Origin of the sequence: Paraburkholderia sp. BL6665CI2N2, assembly GCF_004366535.1 — a bacterium.
In the GTDB taxonomy this organism is placed as follows: Bacteria; Pseudomonadota; Gammaproteobacteria; order Burkholderiales; family Burkholderiaceae; genus Paraburkholderia.
In genome coordinates this window covers 710,844-728,317 of the sequence record NZ_SORC01000002.1, presented here as the reverse complement: position 1 = coordinate 728,317, position 17,474 = coordinate 710,844, and the positions used below count along the sequence as shown (strand labels likewise).

Annotated in this window: 23 protein-coding genes and 5 pseudogenes; 13 read left to right on the top strand and 15 right to left on the bottom strand. The window is 63.6% G+C overall.

Features of this window, described 5'->3' with window-relative positions; translation table 11 throughout:
• The first annotated feature begins 140 nt into the window (after window positions 1-140).
• Window positions 141-709 (top strand): annotated as a pseudogene (locus B0G81_RS41125) (OmpW family outer membrane protein).
• Window positions 710-791: 82 nt separating this feature from the next.
• Window positions 792-1,028 carry a zinc ribbon domain-containing protein gene (locus B0G81_RS41120; RefSeq protein ID WP_106285680.1) on the top strand — a complete coding sequence of 79 codons (237 nt, stop codon included), beginning with the start codon at window positions 792-794 and terminating at the stop codon, window positions 1,026-1,028.
• A gap of 101 nt (window positions 1,029-1,129) precedes the next feature.
• Here the strand turns inward: B0G81_RS41120 and B0G81_RS44270 are convergent.
• The 15 genes and pseudogenes from B0G81_RS44270 to B0G81_RS41045 all read right to left on the bottom strand — a co-directional run.
• Window positions 1,130-1,277: pseudogene (locus B0G81_RS44270) on the bottom strand (hypothetical protein); the annotation flags it as partial.
• Window positions 1,209-1,997 carry an SIR2 family protein gene (locus tag B0G81_RS41110; RefSeq protein ID WP_106314627.1) on the bottom strand — a complete coding sequence of 263 codons (789 nt, stop codon included), beginning with the start codon at window positions 1,995-1,997 and terminating at the stop codon, window positions 1,209-1,211. The gene B0G81_RS41110 and the pseudogene B0G81_RS44270, both read right to left, overlap by 69 nt.
• A 10-nt stretch (window positions 1,998-2,007) precedes the next feature.
• Window positions 2,008-3,171, bottom strand: coding sequence for a DegT/DnrJ/EryC1/StrS family aminotransferase (locus tag B0G81_RS41105; protein ID WP_106285678.1), 1,164 nt, complete (start codon window positions 3,169-3,171; stop codon window positions 2,008-2,010).
• Window positions 3,158-3,436 (bottom strand): hypothetical protein, encoded by a 279-nt coding sequence (locus B0G81_RS41100; RefSeq protein ID WP_106285677.1) that lies wholly within the window; start codon window positions 3,434-3,436, stop codon window positions 3,158-3,160. Before B0G81_RS41100 ends, B0G81_RS41105 begins: the two co-directional genes overlap by 14 nt.
• A 1-nt stretch (window position 3,437) precedes the next feature.
• Window positions 3,438-3,656 carry a putative nitrogen fixation protein NifT gene (nifT, locus tag B0G81_RS41095; protein ID WP_007177241.1) on the bottom strand — a complete coding sequence of 73 codons (219 nt, stop codon included), beginning with the start codon at window positions 3,654-3,656 and terminating at the stop codon, window positions 3,438-3,440.
• Window positions 3,628-4,002, bottom strand: coding sequence for an aminotransferase class V-fold PLP-dependent enzyme (locus B0G81_RS41090; RefSeq protein WP_243856883.1), 375 nt, complete (start codon window positions 4,000-4,002; stop codon window positions 3,628-3,630). Before B0G81_RS41090 ends, nifT begins: the two co-directional genes overlap by 29 nt.
• A gap of 77 nt (window positions 4,003-4,079) precedes the next feature.
• Window positions 4,080-4,451, bottom strand: a complete 372-nt coding sequence (locus B0G81_RS41085; RefSeq protein ID WP_134143840.1) for a hypothetical protein — start codon at window positions 4,449-4,451, stop codon at window positions 4,080-4,082.
• The gene (locus tag B0G81_RS41080; RefSeq protein ID WP_071336673.1) at window positions 4,448-4,723 is read right to left on the bottom strand and encodes a nitrogen fixation protein NifZ; all 276 of its coding nucleotides are present in this window, start codon (window positions 4,721-4,723) and stop codon (window positions 4,448-4,450) included. Before B0G81_RS41080 ends, B0G81_RS41085 begins: the two co-directional genes overlap by 4 nt.
• Complete coding sequence (locus B0G81_RS41075) at window positions 4,720-5,100, bottom strand: nitrogen fixation protein NifZ (protein ID WP_106285676.1); 381 nt, start codon at window positions 5,098-5,100, stop codon at window positions 4,720-4,722. Before B0G81_RS41075 ends, B0G81_RS41080 begins: the two co-directional genes overlap by 4 nt.
• Window positions 5,093-5,677, bottom strand: a complete 585-nt coding sequence (locus B0G81_RS41070; protein ID WP_134143839.1) for a 4Fe4S-binding leucine-rich repeat protein — start codon at window positions 5,675-5,677, stop codon at window positions 5,093-5,095. The genes B0G81_RS41075 and B0G81_RS41070 overlap by 8 nt, the downstream gene beginning before the upstream one ends.
• Complete coding sequence (locus tag B0G81_RS41065) at window positions 5,674-6,255, bottom strand: hypothetical protein (protein WP_106285723.1); 582 nt, start codon at window positions 6,253-6,255, stop codon at window positions 5,674-5,676. The genes B0G81_RS41070 and B0G81_RS41065 overlap by 4 nt, the downstream gene beginning before the upstream one ends.
• Window positions 6,256-6,270: 15 nt before the next feature.
• On the bottom strand, window positions 6,271-6,678 hold the full coding sequence (locus tag B0G81_RS41060) for an iron-sulfur cluster assembly accessory protein (protein ID WP_106285674.1): 408 nt from the start codon (window positions 6,676-6,678) through the stop codon (window positions 6,271-6,273).
• Between the two features lie 50 nt (window positions 6,679-6,728).
• The gene (locus B0G81_RS41055) at window positions 6,729-6,923 is read right to left on the bottom strand and encodes a 4Fe-4S binding protein (RefSeq protein WP_090811334.1); all 195 of its coding nucleotides are present in this window, start codon (window positions 6,921-6,923) and stop codon (window positions 6,729-6,731) included.
• Window positions 6,924-6,958: 35 nt separating this feature from the next.
• Window positions 6,959-8,554, bottom strand: a complete 1,596-nt coding sequence (gene nifB, locus B0G81_RS41050; RefSeq protein WP_106285673.1) for a nitrogenase cofactor biosynthesis protein NifB — start codon at window positions 8,552-8,554, stop codon at window positions 6,959-6,961.
• A 291-nt stretch (window positions 8,555-8,845) separates the two neighbouring features.
• A pseudogene (locus B0G81_RS41045) lies at window positions 8,846-9,034 on the bottom strand (nif-specific transcriptional activator NifA); the annotation flags it as partial.
• Between the two features lie 231 nt (window positions 9,035-9,265).
• Here B0G81_RS41045 and B0G81_RS41040 point away from each other — a divergent pair.
• The 11 genes and pseudogenes from B0G81_RS41040 to B0G81_RS40985 form a co-directional block, all read left to right on the top strand.
• Window positions 9,266-9,520, top strand: a pseudogene (locus tag B0G81_RS41040) (aminotransferase class V-fold PLP-dependent enzyme); the annotation flags it as partial.
• Between the two features lie 292 nt (window positions 9,521-9,812).
• Window positions 9,813-10,187: an iron-sulfur cluster insertion protein ErpA gene (erpA, locus tag B0G81_RS41030; RefSeq protein ID WP_106285672.1), complete on the top strand. Its 375-nt coding sequence runs from the start codon at window positions 9,813-9,815 to the stop codon at window positions 10,185-10,187.
• 23 nt (window positions 10,188-10,210) lie between these two features.
• Window positions 10,211-10,363 (top strand): annotated as a pseudogene (locus B0G81_RS41025) (2Fe-2S ferredoxin); the annotation flags it as partial.
• Window positions 10,364-10,747: 384 nt separating this feature from the next.
• A complete protein-coding gene (gene nifV / locus B0G81_RS41020) occupies window positions 10,748-11,884 on the top strand; it encodes a homocitrate synthase (RefSeq protein WP_106285722.1) in 1,137 nt (378 codons plus the stop codon).
• A gap of 154 nt (window positions 11,885-12,038) precedes the next feature.
• Entirely contained in the window at window positions 12,039-12,377 is a 339-nt protein-coding gene (gene nifW / locus B0G81_RS41015) for a nitrogenase stabilizing/protective protein NifW (protein ID WP_106285671.1), read from the top strand.
• Window positions 12,378-12,411: 34 nt separating this feature from the next.
• The gene (locus B0G81_RS41010; RefSeq protein WP_106314631.1) at window positions 12,412-13,260 is read left to right on the top strand and encodes an electron transfer flavoprotein subunit beta/FixA family protein; all 849 of its coding nucleotides are present in this window, start codon (window positions 12,412-12,414) and stop codon (window positions 13,258-13,260) included.
• Window positions 13,257-14,360, top strand: coding sequence for an electron transfer flavoprotein subunit alpha/FixB family protein (locus tag B0G81_RS41005; RefSeq protein ID WP_106285670.1), 1,104 nt, complete (start codon window positions 13,257-13,259; stop codon window positions 14,358-14,360). The genes B0G81_RS41010 and B0G81_RS41005 overlap by 4 nt, the downstream gene beginning before the upstream one ends.
• Window positions 14,361-14,371: 11 nt before the next feature.
• A complete protein-coding gene (locus B0G81_RS41000) occupies window positions 14,372-15,682 on the top strand; it encodes an FAD-dependent oxidoreductase (protein WP_106285669.1) in 1,311 nt (436 codons plus the stop codon).
• On the top strand, window positions 15,679-15,978 hold the full coding sequence (locus B0G81_RS40995) for a ferredoxin family protein (protein WP_106285668.1): 300 nt from the start codon (window positions 15,679-15,681) through the stop codon (window positions 15,976-15,978). Before B0G81_RS41000 ends, B0G81_RS40995 begins: the two co-directional genes overlap by 4 nt.
• Before the next feature lie 11 nt (window positions 15,979-15,989).
• Window positions 15,990-16,694: a (2Fe-2S) ferredoxin domain-containing protein gene (locus B0G81_RS40990; protein ID WP_308705950.1), complete on the top strand. Its 705-nt coding sequence runs from the start codon at window positions 15,990-15,992 to the stop codon at window positions 16,692-16,694.
• Between the two features lie 11 nt (window positions 16,695-16,705).
• Window positions 16,706-17,446 (top strand): helix-turn-helix domain-containing protein, encoded by a 741-nt coding sequence (locus B0G81_RS40985; RefSeq protein ID WP_106285667.1) that lies wholly within the window; start codon window positions 16,706-16,708, stop codon window positions 17,444-17,446.
• The last annotated feature ends 28 nt before the right edge of the window (window positions 17,447-17,474 follow it).

Below are 17,474 nucleotides of genomic sequence, written 5' to 3'. Positions count from 1 at the left end.
GACAATTCCCCGCATACATCAACAAGGGGAAAGCGATGAAGCACATGATCAAGGCCGTCATGATCGTGGCAAGCCTGTGCTCTACCGGTTTATTCGAAGTGCTGGCATACGCGGATGACGTCAGCGCGAACGGAAGCACGATGGCAGGCCAGGTGACGGCGGATAGGATCCACGCCGGTGACGTGCTCGTGCGTCTGCGTGCCATCTCGATCGAGCGCGAAGTACACACCAGCGGCACCTTGTCGTCGCTCGGCGTGGGTGTCAATAACGCACTCGTGCCGGAGTTGGACCTGACCTATATGATCCGCGACGCGATCGGCATCGAGCTGATTCTCGCCACCTCGCGGCACCACGTGACGTCTCGCCTCGGCGATCTGGTGGCGTGAACGTGCTGCCACCGACGCTGCGACTGCAATATCACTTCAACCATGCTGGCATGATCCGACCGTATGTCGGCGCGGGAGTCAACTACACGTACTTCTACAACGACGGCCTGAGCGCGGGCTCCGAAGGCATCCAGGTGTCACGCAGCAGCTTCGGTCCGGCGGTGCAGGCTGGCGTCGACGTGCAGATCACGAAGACCGTCTTTCTCAACGCGGATATCAAGAAGATCTGAATGCACACGGACGCCTCGGTCGGCGATAGTTCGTTGGGCCGGCTGGACATCGACCCACTGGTACTGGGAATAGGCGTCGGGATGAAGTTCTAGCGAGCGCGCAATGACAGACCACAGCTCGCACCAACGGGCGATCCGCTGCGCCCCATCCACCTGAAACGGAGATCTGGTCACTATGCCTCTGTACGACTACCGCTGCGCGGCCTGCGGCCACGCATTCGAAACGCTGGTGCGCGCCGGCAACACGCCCGCCTGCCCGCAATGCGGCGGCACCGCGCTGGACAAGCAGGTCAGCGCGCCGGCCTCGCCCGGCAAGAGCCGCGCGATCATCTCCCGCGCGCGGCGTCAGGCGGCGCGCGAAGGGCACCTCAGCAACTATTCGCCGGCCGAGCGCCGCAAGCTGCTGCGCTGAGCCCAATGGGGAATCGCGCTGTCGATATAGATGTAGATGAACCTCGAGGGCGCCTACGGGATGGCACTCAGTCTCACCGTCTTCATGGCCGGCACGCTGGATCAGGCCACCGCCGACAGCCTGCTGGAACGCGCGAAGGGCATCTGCCCGGATCTCGACGCGTGGCTTCGCAACATTGCGTCAGCACGGCCGCCCTCGCGCTCGCGCGCTTCGATGACCACGACGGAAACGTCCTGCGCATGCAGTACGCGCGCCAGCGCGAGGCCGCGTAGCCCCGCGCCGACGATGGCCACGTCGACCACCAGCGATTCGACCGCGGTCATCTCGTCGCTCAAAGCCCAGAAACAAAAAACTTCGACCGCTGCGCCACGCCTGCACGGCGGGCGGAATAGGCGTCTGGATATCGATCTCGGTCATGACTTCGACGAAGTCGCTGTCAGAGACCAGGTAGTTAGAGGCCGGCGCACGGCCGCCAATCGGCTTGTAGAGCAGCGCGCCCGAGGCCGGCACGGCATCCAGCAACGCGCCGTCTGCGCTATAGGCCGCGAACCAATGGCCGAAATGCTCGGCCTGCGACAGCCCCTGCAACTGCGCCCAGCCGTCCTGCGGCCGCGCCTGCCAGCGCGCAGGCGAGGTGTCGTCGTACCAGTTGTCGACAACCAGCCCGGCGCCGATCGCCGCCAGCGCGCAATGCAGTGCTGACGGCGTCGACGTCATGGCGAAGGCCTCATTCATGACGCTCACCAGCGACTTGCGATGCTTGAAGTTTTCGATGAACTGCGCCGCCCGGGTCAGCCGGGTGCGGATCTTGTGCTGCACGCTGACCTTGGCCGTGATGATTTCGGCGAGCGCGAGCGGCGTGGCAGGGGCGGCCGTATCGGGGCACAGCGCGAGCAGCGCCGGTCCCAGGTACGGAATGACGCCGCCCGCACACAGGCGTTCGGCGATCGTCTGGACTGAAACGGTCATGGAGTGCGCCTCACAGATAAATGGCAGCGCCGGCGCCCACGTTGGTCGCGGTGTCTTTCAGCGTCTTGACGATGTACTTGACCTGGTCGGTGTCGAGTAGTGTGTGCAGCGGCAGCGCCAGCGCGCGATCGCCGATGCGCTCAGTGTCGGGCAACAGGCCGCTCTTGCGGCCGATCGCATCGCCCGCGTTCATGTAGTGGAACTGCTGATGCAGCGGATGGCTGTAGGCCACCGTCTCAATGCCGCAAGATTTCATGTCGTCGATCATCTGGGCGCGCGCTCTCTGCGTAAAACGCTTGCCCAAATGCACAACATAGAGCATCGAGTGCACTTCTTCGACGTCCTCGGCCACGTAGGCCGGCTTGATCCCTTCGAAGCTTTGCATCTCTTCGTGATACCAGGTCTCGACCTGCTTTCGCTGCGCGAGGCGCGTGTCGAGTTCGGCCAGTTGCGCGAGACCGAGCGCGGCGGTCAGATCACTGATGCCCGCCTGCAGCGGCACCCGCGAGCCGACCGAGACGGACGCGCGGTCCGTGACGCGCCGCTCGCGCAGATAGCGCAGTTCATGGACGAGTTCGTCATCGTCGGTGACGAGCATGCCGCCCGCTCCTGTGCACAGCGCGGACGGGCTGGAGAAGTCGAATACTGATACGTCGCCGAAACTGCCGACGTTGCGGCCCCGGTAGCGCGAGCCCAACGCCTCGGTACTGTCTTCGATCAGCCGCAAGCGCTGCGCGTCGGCCAGTTCGCGCAGCAGCGCCCACGCGGCCGGGTGACCGTTGGTATTGCCGGCGAGGATCGCGCGCGTGCGAGGGCCGATCTTCTGCGCGGCTTTTTCGGCGCTCAGACAACCGCTCCAGTAGTCGATGTCGGCGAACACCGGCATGGCTCCCGCCAGCGTGATCGCCTGCGCCACCTGATGCCAGGTGTGCGACGCGCAGACCACCTCGTCTCCCGGGCCGATCCCCGTCGCGCGCAACGCAATCCAGGTGGCGAGCGTGCCGCTCGCGACCGCGACCGCATGCTCCCGGCCAACCCAGCCCGCAAACGCGCGCTCGAACGAATCAAGCATCGGCCCGTCGCTCCAACGCGAGGATTGCAGCACCGCGTTGACGAGATCGATCTCGCGCGCCGCGCAAGCCGGTTCGCTCAGCGCGATCTCATCGATTTCCATGCGCCTCGTCCTCGGTCAGGATCAACGCATCGGCCTCTTCAGGCCGCTGCGTGATGAACCTGCAATGCCCGGCCGACATCGCGAAATAGACACTGCGCGCACCGAACCGGAGCGCTGCTGTCTCGTCGCGCATCACCGTTGCGCTGACATGCATTGTGCGCACCTCGGGATAACGTTCGTGCCATTGCGTGGCGGCGTCGCGTAGCGTCTGTGCCGTGCGGAGCAGGTCCGCCGCGAAGTCCAATTGCTCGGCGTTCAGGCTCATCTCACTCCTCCACGCCAGCAATGCGTCGCGCTTCGACCGTGATGGGCAGTGGCGTATCGTCGGCCATCGCGGGCAATTCGAGTTGCCAGCCGTTTGCGAGCGTGACGAGACCGCCCCACATCCCGGGCTGCGCCATCGCGACAATGGGCTCCTCCAGGTCCTTCTTTGGCACATAGGCGCTCAGCGCGCCCTTACTGTCCTTGCGGATCATGACTTTCATGGTTGCGGACTCCGGAGATTGATGACAGGTTCAAACCAGGTTCAAGCGGGATGCGCTGCTTCCTCCAGCAGCGTGCAGCCAGCGAACGCGCCAGCTTCAGGTGCGCTGCATGTTCGATCGCGCTGAATACGCCACGGTGCCGGCCCTCCGGCGCCGCCGCGTGCAGCCCGCACACGGCCAGGTGATTGGCTTCGGTGGCGCCGCTGGCGAAGATCAACTCTGCGGGCTTGCAACCGAGCGCTCGCGCGAGCGTCGCACGGGCCGCAGCGAGCGTGCCCTTCGCCTGCTGCCCGACGGCATGCTGCGACGACGCGTTGCCCCACACATCCGTCAGGATGGACAGCATCGCCTGCCACGGCAGAGGCTGGCTGCATGGTCGCGTTGTGGTCGGGATAGATCGTCGCCCGGCTCCGTTAGTTTGCTTCACGGCCAGAACACGCATTCGCGATCGATGCACAGCGTGTCCAGCAGCTCGGCCAGATCGGTGCTCTCATGCTGGGGCATCCATCGGTGCGACGCATGATCGCGCGCGCTCGGGTGCCACATACCGTCTTCATCGCGCGTGAGCCAGGCTATGTCGATCAGCCCGCCATTCGCGTCGACATTGCGGGAGCAGCACGGGCTCTCGATACGGAACCCCGGCCCATCGCGCAGCACGCGCGGCACCACATAGCGGTAGCGGGTACGCTCGCGCAACGCTTGCTCGATCTGGCGCTGGGTCAGGTCGAACGGGCGGCCCGCGCGCAAACCCTCGCGCGGCGCCGCCGCTTCTGGCGCGCTCGCCCGAACCGTCATGACATGGCTCCTTCTTCGGGTAGCAGGCCGGCGGGTGCGGGCGCAATTTCATTCTCCGTGCATCCGACGACACAGTTGCCGAACTCCACCAGATAGACCGGCTCGCCGCTCTCAATCACCTGGCCGACGTTGACGATTTCGCCGACCGTACCCGCCTCGGCCAGACAATCGTCCTGGCCGCGCTCCGGAAAGCTGCCGTCGTTGCACAGGTCATCCAGCGCGATCACGCGCATGCCCCACTGATAAGCAGGCTGAACCGGTTCGATACTCATGCTGACGGCTCCTGCGGTTGCGACGTTTCCGGCTGGACCCGCGTGCCGATCTTGTGCAGCGCTTCGGCCCGCTCGCCCAAGCCTTGCACCACGTCGTCCGGCAGGTTGTCGAGCGTGCATAGCTCTTTCGCGCGCATGCCGACACGGTGGCCGCTCTCGACGAAATACACCGCGTAGATATAGAACTGCTGAAGGAAGGTGTCGATGCTGGTGACGTAGCCGATCTCGCCCTTGTTCACCAGCACTTCGCCGATGTCCTTGCCGTTGTAGGTGCCGTCGTTGCGGATCACCGCGCGTGCGATCACGCGCTCGCCGTAGTTGAAGCGCGGGGGAAACGCGACCTCGATCAGGTCGTCATCGCGGTTGATGTCAGCCATGCTTCACTCCTGCTGATCGTTGCGTCTGTCCGGTGGTCATCAGGTTCGCGACCTCGCCCGACCGCCGGCGCCGCCGCGCGAGCGCGCGCACCTCTTCGTCCGCGTCATCCATGAGCGACGCCACGATTTCGCCAGCGGCGCGCCGCGCGACTTGCCAGCGCACTCGCCAATCGCGATCGAACGCGAGGCGCGATAGCAGCGTGGCGGGCAGACGCTCGGCAACGCTGCGGCGTACCTCGACCTCGCTGGCGTCGGCATCGCCCCGCATGCCGATCAATGCAGCAGGCGACAGGCGCTGCGCCACGCGAATCCGCACCTCGCGATGCGGATCGTGGATCAGGCGCGCCAGTTGCGCCTGCGGCAATCGCAATGCGAGCTGCAGCCGGCCCATCTCGTCGGGGTCGCCGAGCAATGCGGGCAGACAAAACACACCGGCGTGACTCGCTGGCCCGCAACCGTGCTCCGCCGGCAACTCGCGCAACCGCACGTACCCGCAGCCGGCGCAGTCGAGCGGGCCGCCCTGCCAGTGGCGCGGTGCAATGTCGCCGCCTGGTACGCGCACGTTCTGTACGCTCATGGTTGCGTCCCCGTCCAGCCGCGCGTCGGATAAGCGCTCGGCGCATCCATTGCATCGTCGGACCCGACGCCGGTCTCATGACGATCCAAGACCTGCGAAAGCAGCGCGCCCCCCACCCGGTCTTCGGGATCGAGCCGGCGCAATTCGCGCAGTCGCATGCGCGCTTCTTCAAAGTCGCCGAGATGCATGTTGAGGTACGCGAGGCCCTTCAGCGTGAACAGATAAAAACGCGCGGCCGCGTCATAACGCGTGGTCACGATCGCGGCCGCAAGCGGTTCGTCGCCGAGATCTGAGCCCAGCGCGGTGCGGGCGACCGCCAGCGCGTCTTCGCCGATCGCACGCGCCTGCGCCAATTGATGGCCGTAGAAGTAAAAGCGGTACAGCGCGATCAACGGCACCGGATGGCGCGGCGCGGCGGCGCGGGCGCGTTGCAACAGCGCGAGCGCCTCGTCGGGGCGCTCGCGCAACCGACCCGCCTCGGCGATCAATGCATTGACGCCCGACGGCAAGCCGCCGCCAATCGCTCTCTGCGCAAACGCGGTCATTACGTCGTCGAGGGCACGGTCGCCGGACTCCATCGCCATCGCTCCTCTTCAAGAGATCTGACGCGGCAGCGGCGGCCGCCCGCGGCCAATCGCGCTGACATCGATGGTCGCCACGCCCGGCGGCGCCGATTCCGCACTGCTGCTGCAACCACAAGCGGCCTGGTTCGGATTGAAGAAGATCAGGCCGGACTGGGTTGGCGTGTCGGCGAAATCGATCGTTATGCCTTCGAGCATCAGCCGGCTCTCAGCCGGCAGGAATACGCGCAGGCCGTTGATGTCGAGTTCCTGTTCGCCTGGTTGCAGCGCCGGCTCGGCGGTGAATTTCGCGGTATAGCCGGAACAGCCGCCGGCGCTCGCCACCAGACGAAAGCCGGCCCCAGCCGGCAGGCCCGAAAAGCGCACGATACGACGCATGAACTTCTCGGCGGCGCTCGTAACAGTTACGTTGGACAGCATGATGCGTAGTCTCCTGATGGATGAATGGCCGGGCCGGCCACGAGCCAGACTCAAACCTGAACGATGCAGCCGTCCACGGGACACACGGCGACGCACTGCGGGTCGTCGAAGTGGCCTTCGCATTCGGTGCATTTCTTGGGGTCGATCGCGAACACGCCGCCTTTGTCGCTGATCGCGACATTGGGGCATTCCGGTTCGCAGGCCGAGCATCCCGTACAGGTGGACGCAATAATCTTCAGAGGCATGGCGGCTCTCCTGTTGTCCTGTCTGGAAGGGTGTGTCACGCCGCTGAGGCTGACGAGGTGTAAGCGCCCTGGCGGATCGAAGCATCGCCGCGGTTTAGGTGCACAATGGCGCCGCTGGCGATGCGACTGCGGTAGTCGTTGAACCAAGCAAGCACCGCTTTTTCGATAAATTCGCCGACGTACTGATCGACCGGCTCGATGCCCGCTTGCGCCAGTTCGTCTTTCGGGCAGGCGCCGATCTTCGCGACCAGCACCGCGTGGCAGTCGCGAAGCGCGCGCACGACCGACGGTAGTTGCTCGTCGTCGCCGTAACCGCCCCGGCAATACAGGTCCACCCGGCGATGGCCGACGAACAGCGCTTGGGCTGCCGAGACCTCGAAGATCTGAAACTCCGTGACGTGGCCGAAGTGCTCGTTGACCCGGCCGCCGCCCTTCGTTGCGACCGCGACCAGCACCTTCATGTCGTCGGCGACGTCGATCTCGCGAGAGACAGCCAGCGCTTCCTGCTTCGCGTCGTGCTGCGCCTGACGCTCGGCTTCGACGCGCTGCTGGTATTCACGGCGGCGGTCGAGGTCGTAGACCACTTCCATCTGCTCGATCTTGTCAAGGGTGAAATCCTCGCTGCGGTCCTCGCCCAGCAGGCCAACCGCATCCGCGCGGCACTGGCGGCAATGACGCATCAGGTTGGCGCCGCCCATGCAGGCGTCCTGCACGGCCTTGAGTTCCTGCGCAGTCGGTCCGCGCTGGCCGCTCAGGCCAAAGTGAGTGCCGTGCTCGGGCTCCGAGATCAGCGGCATGATGTTATGCAGGAACGCGCCGCGTTTCTTGACGTCGCGGTTGACCTCGACCAGGTGGTCCTCGTTGATGCCGGGAATCAGCACCGAGTTGATCTTGGTCAGCACGCCGCGTGCGGTGAGCATCTCGAGACCCTTCATTTGCCGGTCATGAAGGATTCGGGCTGCTTCGTAACCGGTCACGCGCTTGTGCTTCCAGAAAATCCACGGATAGATTTTCTCGCCCACCGCCGGGTCGACCATGTTGATGGTGATTGTCACGTGGTCGATGTTGTACTTGCAGATTTCGTCCACGAGGTCGGGCAACGCCAAGCCATTGGTCGACAGGCACAGCTTGATGTCCGGCGCCTGTTCCTGCAGCATCCGGAGCGTCTCGAAGGTCTTCTTCGGGCTCGCCAGCGAATCACCAGGACCGGCAATGCCAAGCACCGTCATCTGTGGAATCTCGCTTGCGACCGCCACGACCTTCTTCACTGCCTGTTGCGGCGTTAGCTTCTGAGAGACCACGCCGGGACGCGACTCGTTCGAGCAGTCGTATTTGCGGTTGCAGTAGTTGCACTGGACGTTGCAAGCCGGCGCCACCGCCACATGCATGCGCGCATAGTGATGATGGGCTTCTTCCGAGTAGCATGGGTGATTCTTGACCTTCTCCCAGATGTCCGGCGGCATGTCGTCGAGACTACCCGACACGCCGCAGCTGGCCTTACCCTCGCCACCGTGCGTGCCGCAGCCGCCACCGGTGGACGGGTCTTCGATCTTCACACCGAGCGGTTTAATCTGCCCAATGCTGATATAGGCCGCTGCGGGCAAGTCGCTCGCATTTGAACTCGCTTGCATGGATATCTCCTCGCAACCAACGGCGGCCGCGCGCAAGCCATAGAGCCAGATCCATGCCACTCGACAAGAACGCCAGGAATCAATGGGTTAGGATATATTTCGCAGTTCTGTTTGATCCCGGCGCGCGACGTATCCCTACAATTTCGTTGCGTCGTGTCGGTGTTGCGACAAATCTCACACGACCCGGACAGCATGTTCTGAACCAGCGAGAGGGACCCGCACAAACCAGATCAATCGTTCGCGTTCACCCTCCGGCTTCCCCGGCTTGCGATTTCGCGAACGTGTGGTCGTCCGCTGCTGCTCGTCACGCGAGAGTCCCGTAGCGCTCAGGCCGCGCAGTTGCCCGTCCGGTTCGGCCAGCACCACAAAGGCGCGCCGCCACTCCATCGTCTGCACAAGATAATTCGGGGACTCGCGGAAGGCTTTCGCCACATCGAGCGACGAAACCAGCGTCTTGCTCACCTCGTAGACGCAGTCCAACGCTTGCCTGAATGTTCACCGTTGACTTCCCCTTCGTGCGCTGCGCGCTTTCGATGTTAACGACAAATCCGACAAAAAGAACGGCGGCAATCCTCACTCGTCGGGCGCATCGACACAAAAACAACAGCGAAACAACAGCGGCCCAGCTGAAAGAGGCCACTAGAGCGTGAAAATCCACTGGCATGGAAGTTGCCCTGAAGGTCGCACTACCCCCGCTTTCAGGAGCCTGCAATGTCGGATTTCCAACGCGTCAGTACCAGCCTCCATCCGCGCGGCGCCAACCCGGTGCATCTGGATCATGCCGCCACCACGCCGGTCAATCCGCGCGTGATCAGACGCATGCTGCCTTACCTGACCGAGATGTACGGCAATTCCGCCAGCCGTTCGCATGCCTACGGCTGGGTCGGCGAAGAAGCGATGGAACTCGCCCGCGAGCAGGTCAGCGCGCTCGTCAACGGGGACCCGCACGAGATTGTCTGGACCTCGTGGGGCTCGGGCCGCGCATGCGGATCGCGTGCCAAATGCACGGCGGCGTCCACGAGCGTGGCATGCGCTCCGGGACGTTGTGCACGCATCAGATCGTCGAGGAACTGCCATTGCCGCCGGTCGAGATCCACTGCTCGATTCTCGCGCCGAGGACGCGATCAAGGCGGCAGTGTCTGACTTTCTCTCGCGCCAGACGATTCGACGCGCAGCAGCCGACGACCTGTTACTCGCCGAGCAACCGACCTGCTCGTCTAACCCGAAGTGAGTCCATTCAAGCCTGAGAGGAACCTCCATGGAGACGCTCACCCAACCGGCTTCCGCCACACCCGGCGTCATGCCCGGCCTACTCGAATTCACGCCTCAGGCCGCTGCGAAAGTGGCCTCGCTGATCGAGGAAGAAGGCAATCCCAACCTGAAGCTGCGGCTGTACGTGTCCGGCGGCGGCTGTTCGGGCTTGCAGTACCGCTTCGCGTTCGACGACCAGGTGGCGGACGACGACATGCAGACCGTCACGGACGGCGTCACGCTGCTGGTCGATTCGATGAGCCAGCAATACCTGCCCGGCGCGCGCGTCGACTACGAGGACAGCCTGGAAGGTTCGCGCTTCGTCATTCACAACCCCAATGCGCAGAGCACCTGTGGCTGCGGCAGTTCGTTTTCCGTGTGAGGCAATCATGAAGATCTCACTGACTGGCGCCTCCCGACGACGAGGAGAACAACCAGTTCGACAATGCGTGGGGCCTTGACGTGCAATCGCGTCTCGCGTGCTGCGTGAAGCTGCGCGACGCCGACCTGACGATCGAACTGCCGCCACATACGCGCGAGCTCGCGCGTGAGCGTTGAGGGCATGCGTCCTTTGCGCCGTGCGGCCTCTTCAAGCGCCATAGCGGTCATAGCCGCGCTGATAGCCGCCGCATGTGTTTATCTTCCCGCATCGCCGTTCCTATGGATAACCAATCCCTACAGCGTTTGCATAATCGCGCCGACCGCGTCCGCACGTCCTGGCTGACCACGCCCATCGCATCGCGCATCGCTTTCTGCAGCGCCGTGTTCATCGCTACACCTGGCTGTTCGAAACAGGACATTCGCGACAGGTCTTCGTTGGAACCGCTTCATCACAGCGCCAGCGAACACCGGAAAGCCCTGCGGCAAGCGGCTATTCGCACTAACCGTGCATGGCGCAGTACTTGCAAACCGTATGATCAAATGCCTAAAGGACAACTTCCCGTGTCGAATCCGATCATCAACGACACCACACTGCGCGACGGCGAACAGACCGCTGGCGTCGCATTCACGGTTGCCGAAAAATGCGCGATTGCCGAGGCGCTGTCAAGCGCCGGGGTACCCGAACTGGAAATCGGTATCCCCGCAATGGGTGCCGAGGAAATCGATTGCATCCGGACCATCGTCGCGCTGAATCTCGACGCCGATCTGATGGTCTGGGGCCGTCTCACCGACGCGGACCTGGCGTCGGCCTTGTGCTGCAATCCCGACATCATTCACCTGTCGATTCCCGTCTCCGATATCCACCTTCAACACAAGTTGCGCCAGCCGCGCTCATGGGTGCTCGCGCAGGTGAATCGCGTAATCAGCGCCGCCGTCAAAAGCGGCCGCAAGGTTTCGCTGGGCGCGGAGGATGCTTCGCGCGCGGACCCCTCGTTCCTCGACGACGTGGCGCGGCACGCGCAACAGTGCGGTGCGCAACGCATCCGCTTTGCGGACACGCTCGGCGTCCTCGATCCTTTTTCGACCTATGAAGCGATTGCGCGATTGCACGACGCGGTCGATCTGGAAATCGAAATCCACGCGCACAACGACCTCGGGCTCGCGACCGCGAACACCCTTGCCGCACTGCGCGCCGGCGCAACCCACTCCAACACCACCGTCAATGGTCTCGGCGAACGCGCCGGAAATGCCGCGCTGGAGGAGATCGTGATGGGCGTGCGCCATATCATGGGTCGCAACACCGGCATCGACACGACCGCGCTATTGAGCATCTCTCGGCTTGTCGAACGGGCTTCAGGACGCCAGGTCGCGCTGAACAAAAGCATTGTCGGCGCCAGCGTATTCACGCACGAGTCCGGCATCCACACAGACGGGCTCGCGAAGAATGCATCGACCTACGAGAGCTTCGATCCCGCCGAACTCGGTCGCGAACGCTCGGTCGTGCTCGGCAAGCATTCGGGTTCGCAAAGCGTGCGCCAGGCTTATGACGCGCTCGGCCTGCCCGTCAGTGAAAAGCTGCTCGTGCTGCTGCTGACCCGTATCCGCCACCATGCCACCCAGCACAAGCAAGCGCCCAGCGCCGCCGACCTGTATCGCTTCCTGATCGAGTTGCGCTACACCGTCGGAGAATTGTCATGAGCGGCGCTGTGGTCGGCTTCACGAAGTGCGTCGCGAAACCCGGACAGTCGGGCACGACGACACCGTGCGCCACCAGCGGCGCCTGCGACAAGTACTTCGCCGAGCCGACGTTCTGCCCACACCTATCCTCATCCGCTTGCAAGGAGTAGACGCGATGGAAAGCTTTGTCCAGCAACTCAAGGCGCTGTCCTCAGCCGAGGACTTCCTGCAGTTCTTCGGCATCCCGTTCGACCAGAAGGTCGTCAACGTGAGTCGACTGCACATCCTCAAGCGCTTCTTTCAGTACATCCAGCAACAGGACGCGCTGCCGGAAGGCGACGAACCCGCCCTGTTCGCGTCGTATCACGCGCTGCTGCTGAAGGCTTACGGCGACTTCGTCACCTCCACGCCGGCGCAGGAAAAAGTGTTCAAGGTGTTCCGGAACACAAATGGGCGGCAGCACGTTTCACTCGACAGTCTGCGCGCGTCGCTGCCCGCGCGCACCCTTGCCTGACAGGTGGAGCAAGACCATGCACATCGTTAAGACCATGCACATTGTCGTCTGCATCAAGCAGGTCCCGGACTCGACGCAGATCCGCGTTCATCCGGTCACCAACACGATCATGCGCCAGGGTGTTCCGGCGATCGTCAACCCGTATGACCTGTTTTCACTCGAAGAGGCGCTGCGACTGAAGGACCGCTTCGGCGGCAAGGTCACGTTGCTTTGCATGGGCCCGCCGCAGGCCGAGGAAGCGCTGCGCAAGTGCATCAGCTTCGGCGCGGACGACGCCGTGCTGCTCACCGACCGTGCATTCGCTGGCGCGGATACGCTCGCTACGTCGTACGCGCTGGCAGCGGGTATCCAGCAGATCGCGAAGGAGCAGGCGGTGGACATCGTGTTCACTGGCAAGCAGACGATCGACGGCGACACCGCGCAAGTCGGCCCCGGTATCGCCAAACGCCTCGGGCTGCAACTGCTGACCTACGTGTCGCGCATCGTCGAGACCGCTCTCGATGCGCGCACGATCACCGTCGAGCGCCGCGCCGAGGGAGGCGTGCACGTGCTCAGGACGGCGCTGCCGTGCCTGATCACAATGCTGGAGAACACCAACGAACTGCGCTTTGCGACGCTGCCCGCGATGATTCATGCGGCCGGCTATCCGGTGCACAAATGGAACTGCGAACAGGCCTGCATCGAAGATCTCAGCAAGATCGGCCTGAAGGGCTCGCCGACAGTGGTCAGCAAAGTCTTTGGACCGACGCCGCGCAGCGAGAAAGCGGAGATGCTCGACCTCGACGCATCGAGTCTTTGCGACGTGTCGGTGAACCTGCTGCAAAAGATCTTCACGCGCCATCCTACCCTGGAAGCTGACCTGCTGATGAAGGAGGGTTCATGAACGCACCCGCCGCCCCCGCGAAGAAACCCGCCGGCCGCGCAGGACGCAACCTCGAACTGCCGAAACACCTGAAGGCCTACAAAGGCGTCTGGGTCTTTATCGAGCACGATCGTGGACACGTGCACAGCGTCTCGTGGGAACTGCTCGGTGAAGCGCGCAAATTGGCCGACACGCTCGGCAGCCGAGTGGGCATCGCGGTGCTCGGCGGCGCGAATGAACCGCTCGAACAGTTCGCCGCAGAAGCCTTCACTTACGGCGCGGACGATGCGTACATCGTCCACGACCCGGTCTTGCAAGGCTATCGCAACGAGCCGTTCACGAAAGGGCTGACCGACCTCGTCAACCGGCATCAGCCCGAGATCCTGCTGCTGGGCGCGACGTCGATGGGCCGCGACCTCGCCGGCTCCGTAGCGACGACCCTGCTGACCGGGCTGACCGCCGATTGCACCGAACTCAACATCGATCCCGCGTCGCGTGCGCTGGCGGCGACGCGCCCCACCTTCGGCGGCTCGCTGTTGTGCACGATCATGACGCTCGCGTACCGTCCGCAGATGGCGACGGTGCGCCCGCGCGTGATGCCGATGCCGCTGCGCGACGCCGAACGCACCGGCAATATCGTCCATGGAACGCTGGGGATGGTCGAGACGGACATCGTCACGAGGCTGCTCGACTTTATCCCGGATGCGAGCAGCAACCGGATCAACCTGCCCTATGCCGATGTGATCGTGAGCGGCGGCAAGGGGTTGAAGAGCCCGGAAAACTTCCAGCTGGCGTTCGAACTGGCGAACGTGCTCGGCGGCGAAGTGGGTGCGACCCGGCCATGCGTGCAGGCCGGCTGGGTCGAGGGGGAGCGCCAGGTGGGACAGACCGGCAAGACGGTGCGGCCCAAACTCTACATCGCCGCGGGCATATCCGGGGCGATCCAGCACCGCGTGGGCATGGAAAGCGCAGACGTGATCGTGGCGATCAACACCGACCCGAACGCACCCATCTTCGATTTCGCACACTACGGGATTGTCGGCAATGCGTTGCAAGTACTGCCCGCGCTGAAGCAGGCTTTTGTTGAGCATTTGACCCGGCGCCGCAAGCAGGTTGCCTGAGGAGAATCACGATGAGAAAACCTTCACAGTTCGATGTGATTGTGGTCGGCGCCGGTCCGTCCGGCAACGCTGCCGCTTACACGATGGCCAAGGCAGGTCTGGAAGTGCTGCAGATCGAGCGCGGCGAATATCCGGGCAGCAAAAACGTTCAGGGTGCGATCCTGTACGCGAAGGCGCTCGAAGAGATCATCCCGGACTTCCGCGACGATGCGCCGCTGGAGCGCCACATCATCGAGCAGCGGATGTGGATGCTCGACGATACGTCGTTTGTCGGTACACATGTGCGCAGCGAGGATTACAACAAGCCGCCCTATAACCGCTACACGATCATCCGCGCGCAGTTCGACAAGTGGTTTTCATCGAAAGTGCGCGAAGCCGGCGCACTGCTGCTCTGCGAGACCACGGTGAAGGAACTGATCATGGACGGCGACCGGGTGGTCGGCGTGCAGTGCGACCGCGAGCACGGCGATGTCTATGCCGACGTGGTAGTGCTCGCCGACGGCGTGAATTCGACGCTCGCGCGCAAGGCGGGCTTTCATGGAGAGATCGGGGCCGGCGACGTTGCGCTCGCCGTCAAGGAGATTCTCTTCATGCCGGAGGAGACGATCGGCCAGCGCTTCAACGTCGGCGAGGACGACGGCGTCGTGATCGAGATGGTCGGCAGGATCACCGACGGCATGATGGGCACTGGCTTCCTCTATACCAACAAGGAATCGCTCACCATAGGCGTGGGCTGTATGCTGAGCGACTTCAAGAAAAACCCCAACCGCACGAGCCCCTATGTGCTCCTCGAAAAGATGAAGCGGCACCCGTCGATCGCACCGCTGATTGCGGGCGGCGAGATGAAGGAGTATTGCGCGCATCTGATTCCCGAAGGCGGTTTTCACGCAATCCCGCAGGTCTACGGCCACGGCTGGATGATCGTTGGCGATTCAGGCGGTTTCGTGAACGCCGCGCACCGAGAAGGATCGAATCTTGCCATGACCACAGGACGCCTCGCCGCCGAAACGGTGATCCACGCGAAAGCCGCGGGCCACGGCTACCGCGCCGGCACGCTCAAGGCCTACAAGGCCGCGCTCGATCAGAGCTTCGTGATGAAAGATCTGCACAAGTACCGCGACATGCCGGCCGTGCTGCACCAGAATCCGCAGTTCTTCACGACCTACCCCGACCTCATGGCACGCGCCGCGCGCACGATGATCACGGTCGACGGTAAGGACAAGAAAAGCAAGAAGCGCGAGATTTTTTCGAGCTTCCGCAAAGCCCGTTCGCTTTCCGGCATCGTGGGTGACGCCTACAAACTCCTGAGGGCCTTCCGATGAGCACCCTACCCGTCAACGTAGAGGAAAAGCTGTTCCAGAACCGTTACCGCGTCGATGCAGGACGGCCGCACGTCCACATCAAGGATGCCGACGTCTGCCGGAGCGAATGCAGCGAGAAGAGTTGCACCTTTGTCTGCCCGGCCTCGTGCTACAAGGCCGAAGGCAACGGCGCGGTGACGCTGATCACCGACGGCTGCCTCGAATGCGGCAGTTGCCGCATCCTCTGTAGCGACCACCAGAATATCGAGTGGGACTACCCGCGTGGTGGTCACGGCATCCTGTTCAAGTTCGGTTGACGAACATCGTCATGGCCAGACCAGAACGACATGTGTTTGCTTGCACCGAGAACCGGCCGCCGCCGCATCCGCGGGGCGCCGGGGGCAAGGGCTCGACCGCGCTGCTGAAGGCCTTCTGGGCGGAACAGCAGAAACGCCAGGCGCCCGATACCGTCGCGATCACGTATTCGGGCTGTCTCGGCCCGTGCGATCAGCGCACGAACGTGCTCATCTATCCCGACGTGGTGCTCTACAGCAGCGTGACGATGGCCGACGTGGAGAAAATCTTCACGCGTCAACTCGAAGGCCGCGAACCGGTGCGGCGCCTCATCGAAGGCCTGCATGGCGCGCCGGCCGAGCAGATCGACGCAGTCCTGTGGAGCGTCACGCTGACCTCTCCGCGAAGCCTTGCCGCCTACTATCTGCTCAACAAATTCCATGCCGGACGCCGCGAACTCGATGAGGCAGAGCACGCGGCCCATCTGGGACTAAAAGCAGCTGCGCATGCCGCCGGGTTGAATGAGGATTGGCAGATGGTACAAGCCGGAGACGCGAACTTCCACGCGCCCGATCCCGCCCGCTTCTGGCTGTTCACGCTAAAGGCGCTCGCCTTCATCGGCCTGCGGCGCGGCGAACGCGAAACCGCCACACAGTTGATCACACAACTACGACAGCTCGATCCGGCTGGCCACCTCGGCTTCGGCGTAGTGGAAGCGTTGCTGCAACGGTCCGTCTGAGGAGAAGCACGATGTCCAAACAGCCCGCCATTGCATCGTTGGCCGACGACAATCTGGCAGCCGGCGGCGTGGCAGCAGTCGACCGTGCGCTGACCCTGCTGGCCGCCTTCGGCAACGGCACGCACGTGCTGTCATTGAGCGCGCTCGCGGAACGCACGCGCCTGTACAAGAGCACCGTGCTGCGCCTGCTCGCGTCGCTGGAACATGCGCATCTCGTGGTGCGCCGCGCCGATGGCTGCTACGTGCTGGGGTCCGGCGTCGCAAGGCTGCATGCCATCTATGCGCAATCGTCTTCCAGCGAGTCGCTGGTGATACCCGTGCTGCAGGAACTGGTGGCCGCGACCGGTGAAAGCGCCGCGTTTCACGTACGTCAAGGTGCGCAACGGCTATGCCTGTATCGCGTCGACTCGCCACAGCCTGTGCGAGATCACATCCGCGCGGGCGAGCTACTGCCGCTGGATCGTGGCACAGGAGGCCGGGTGTTGCGAGCCTACTGCCACGAGGGCGATAAGGCACTCGGTCAGCAGATCCGCCGCCAGCAGGTCATCGCGCTAGCAGGAGACCGCGATCCGCAATTGGCAGGTATCGCCGCGCCGGTGTTCGGCCCGTCCGGGCAACTCGCCGGTGTCATTACGCTGACCATGCCCCGCGAGAGACTGGACTCCGCTTGGGCGGAGATAGTGAGGAATTCTGCGCGAACTCTCACACGATACCTTGGCGGAATCAAGCCGGGCGAGGCAGACGGGTGTTGATGCGTGAGGAACGAACTTGGGTTGTTAC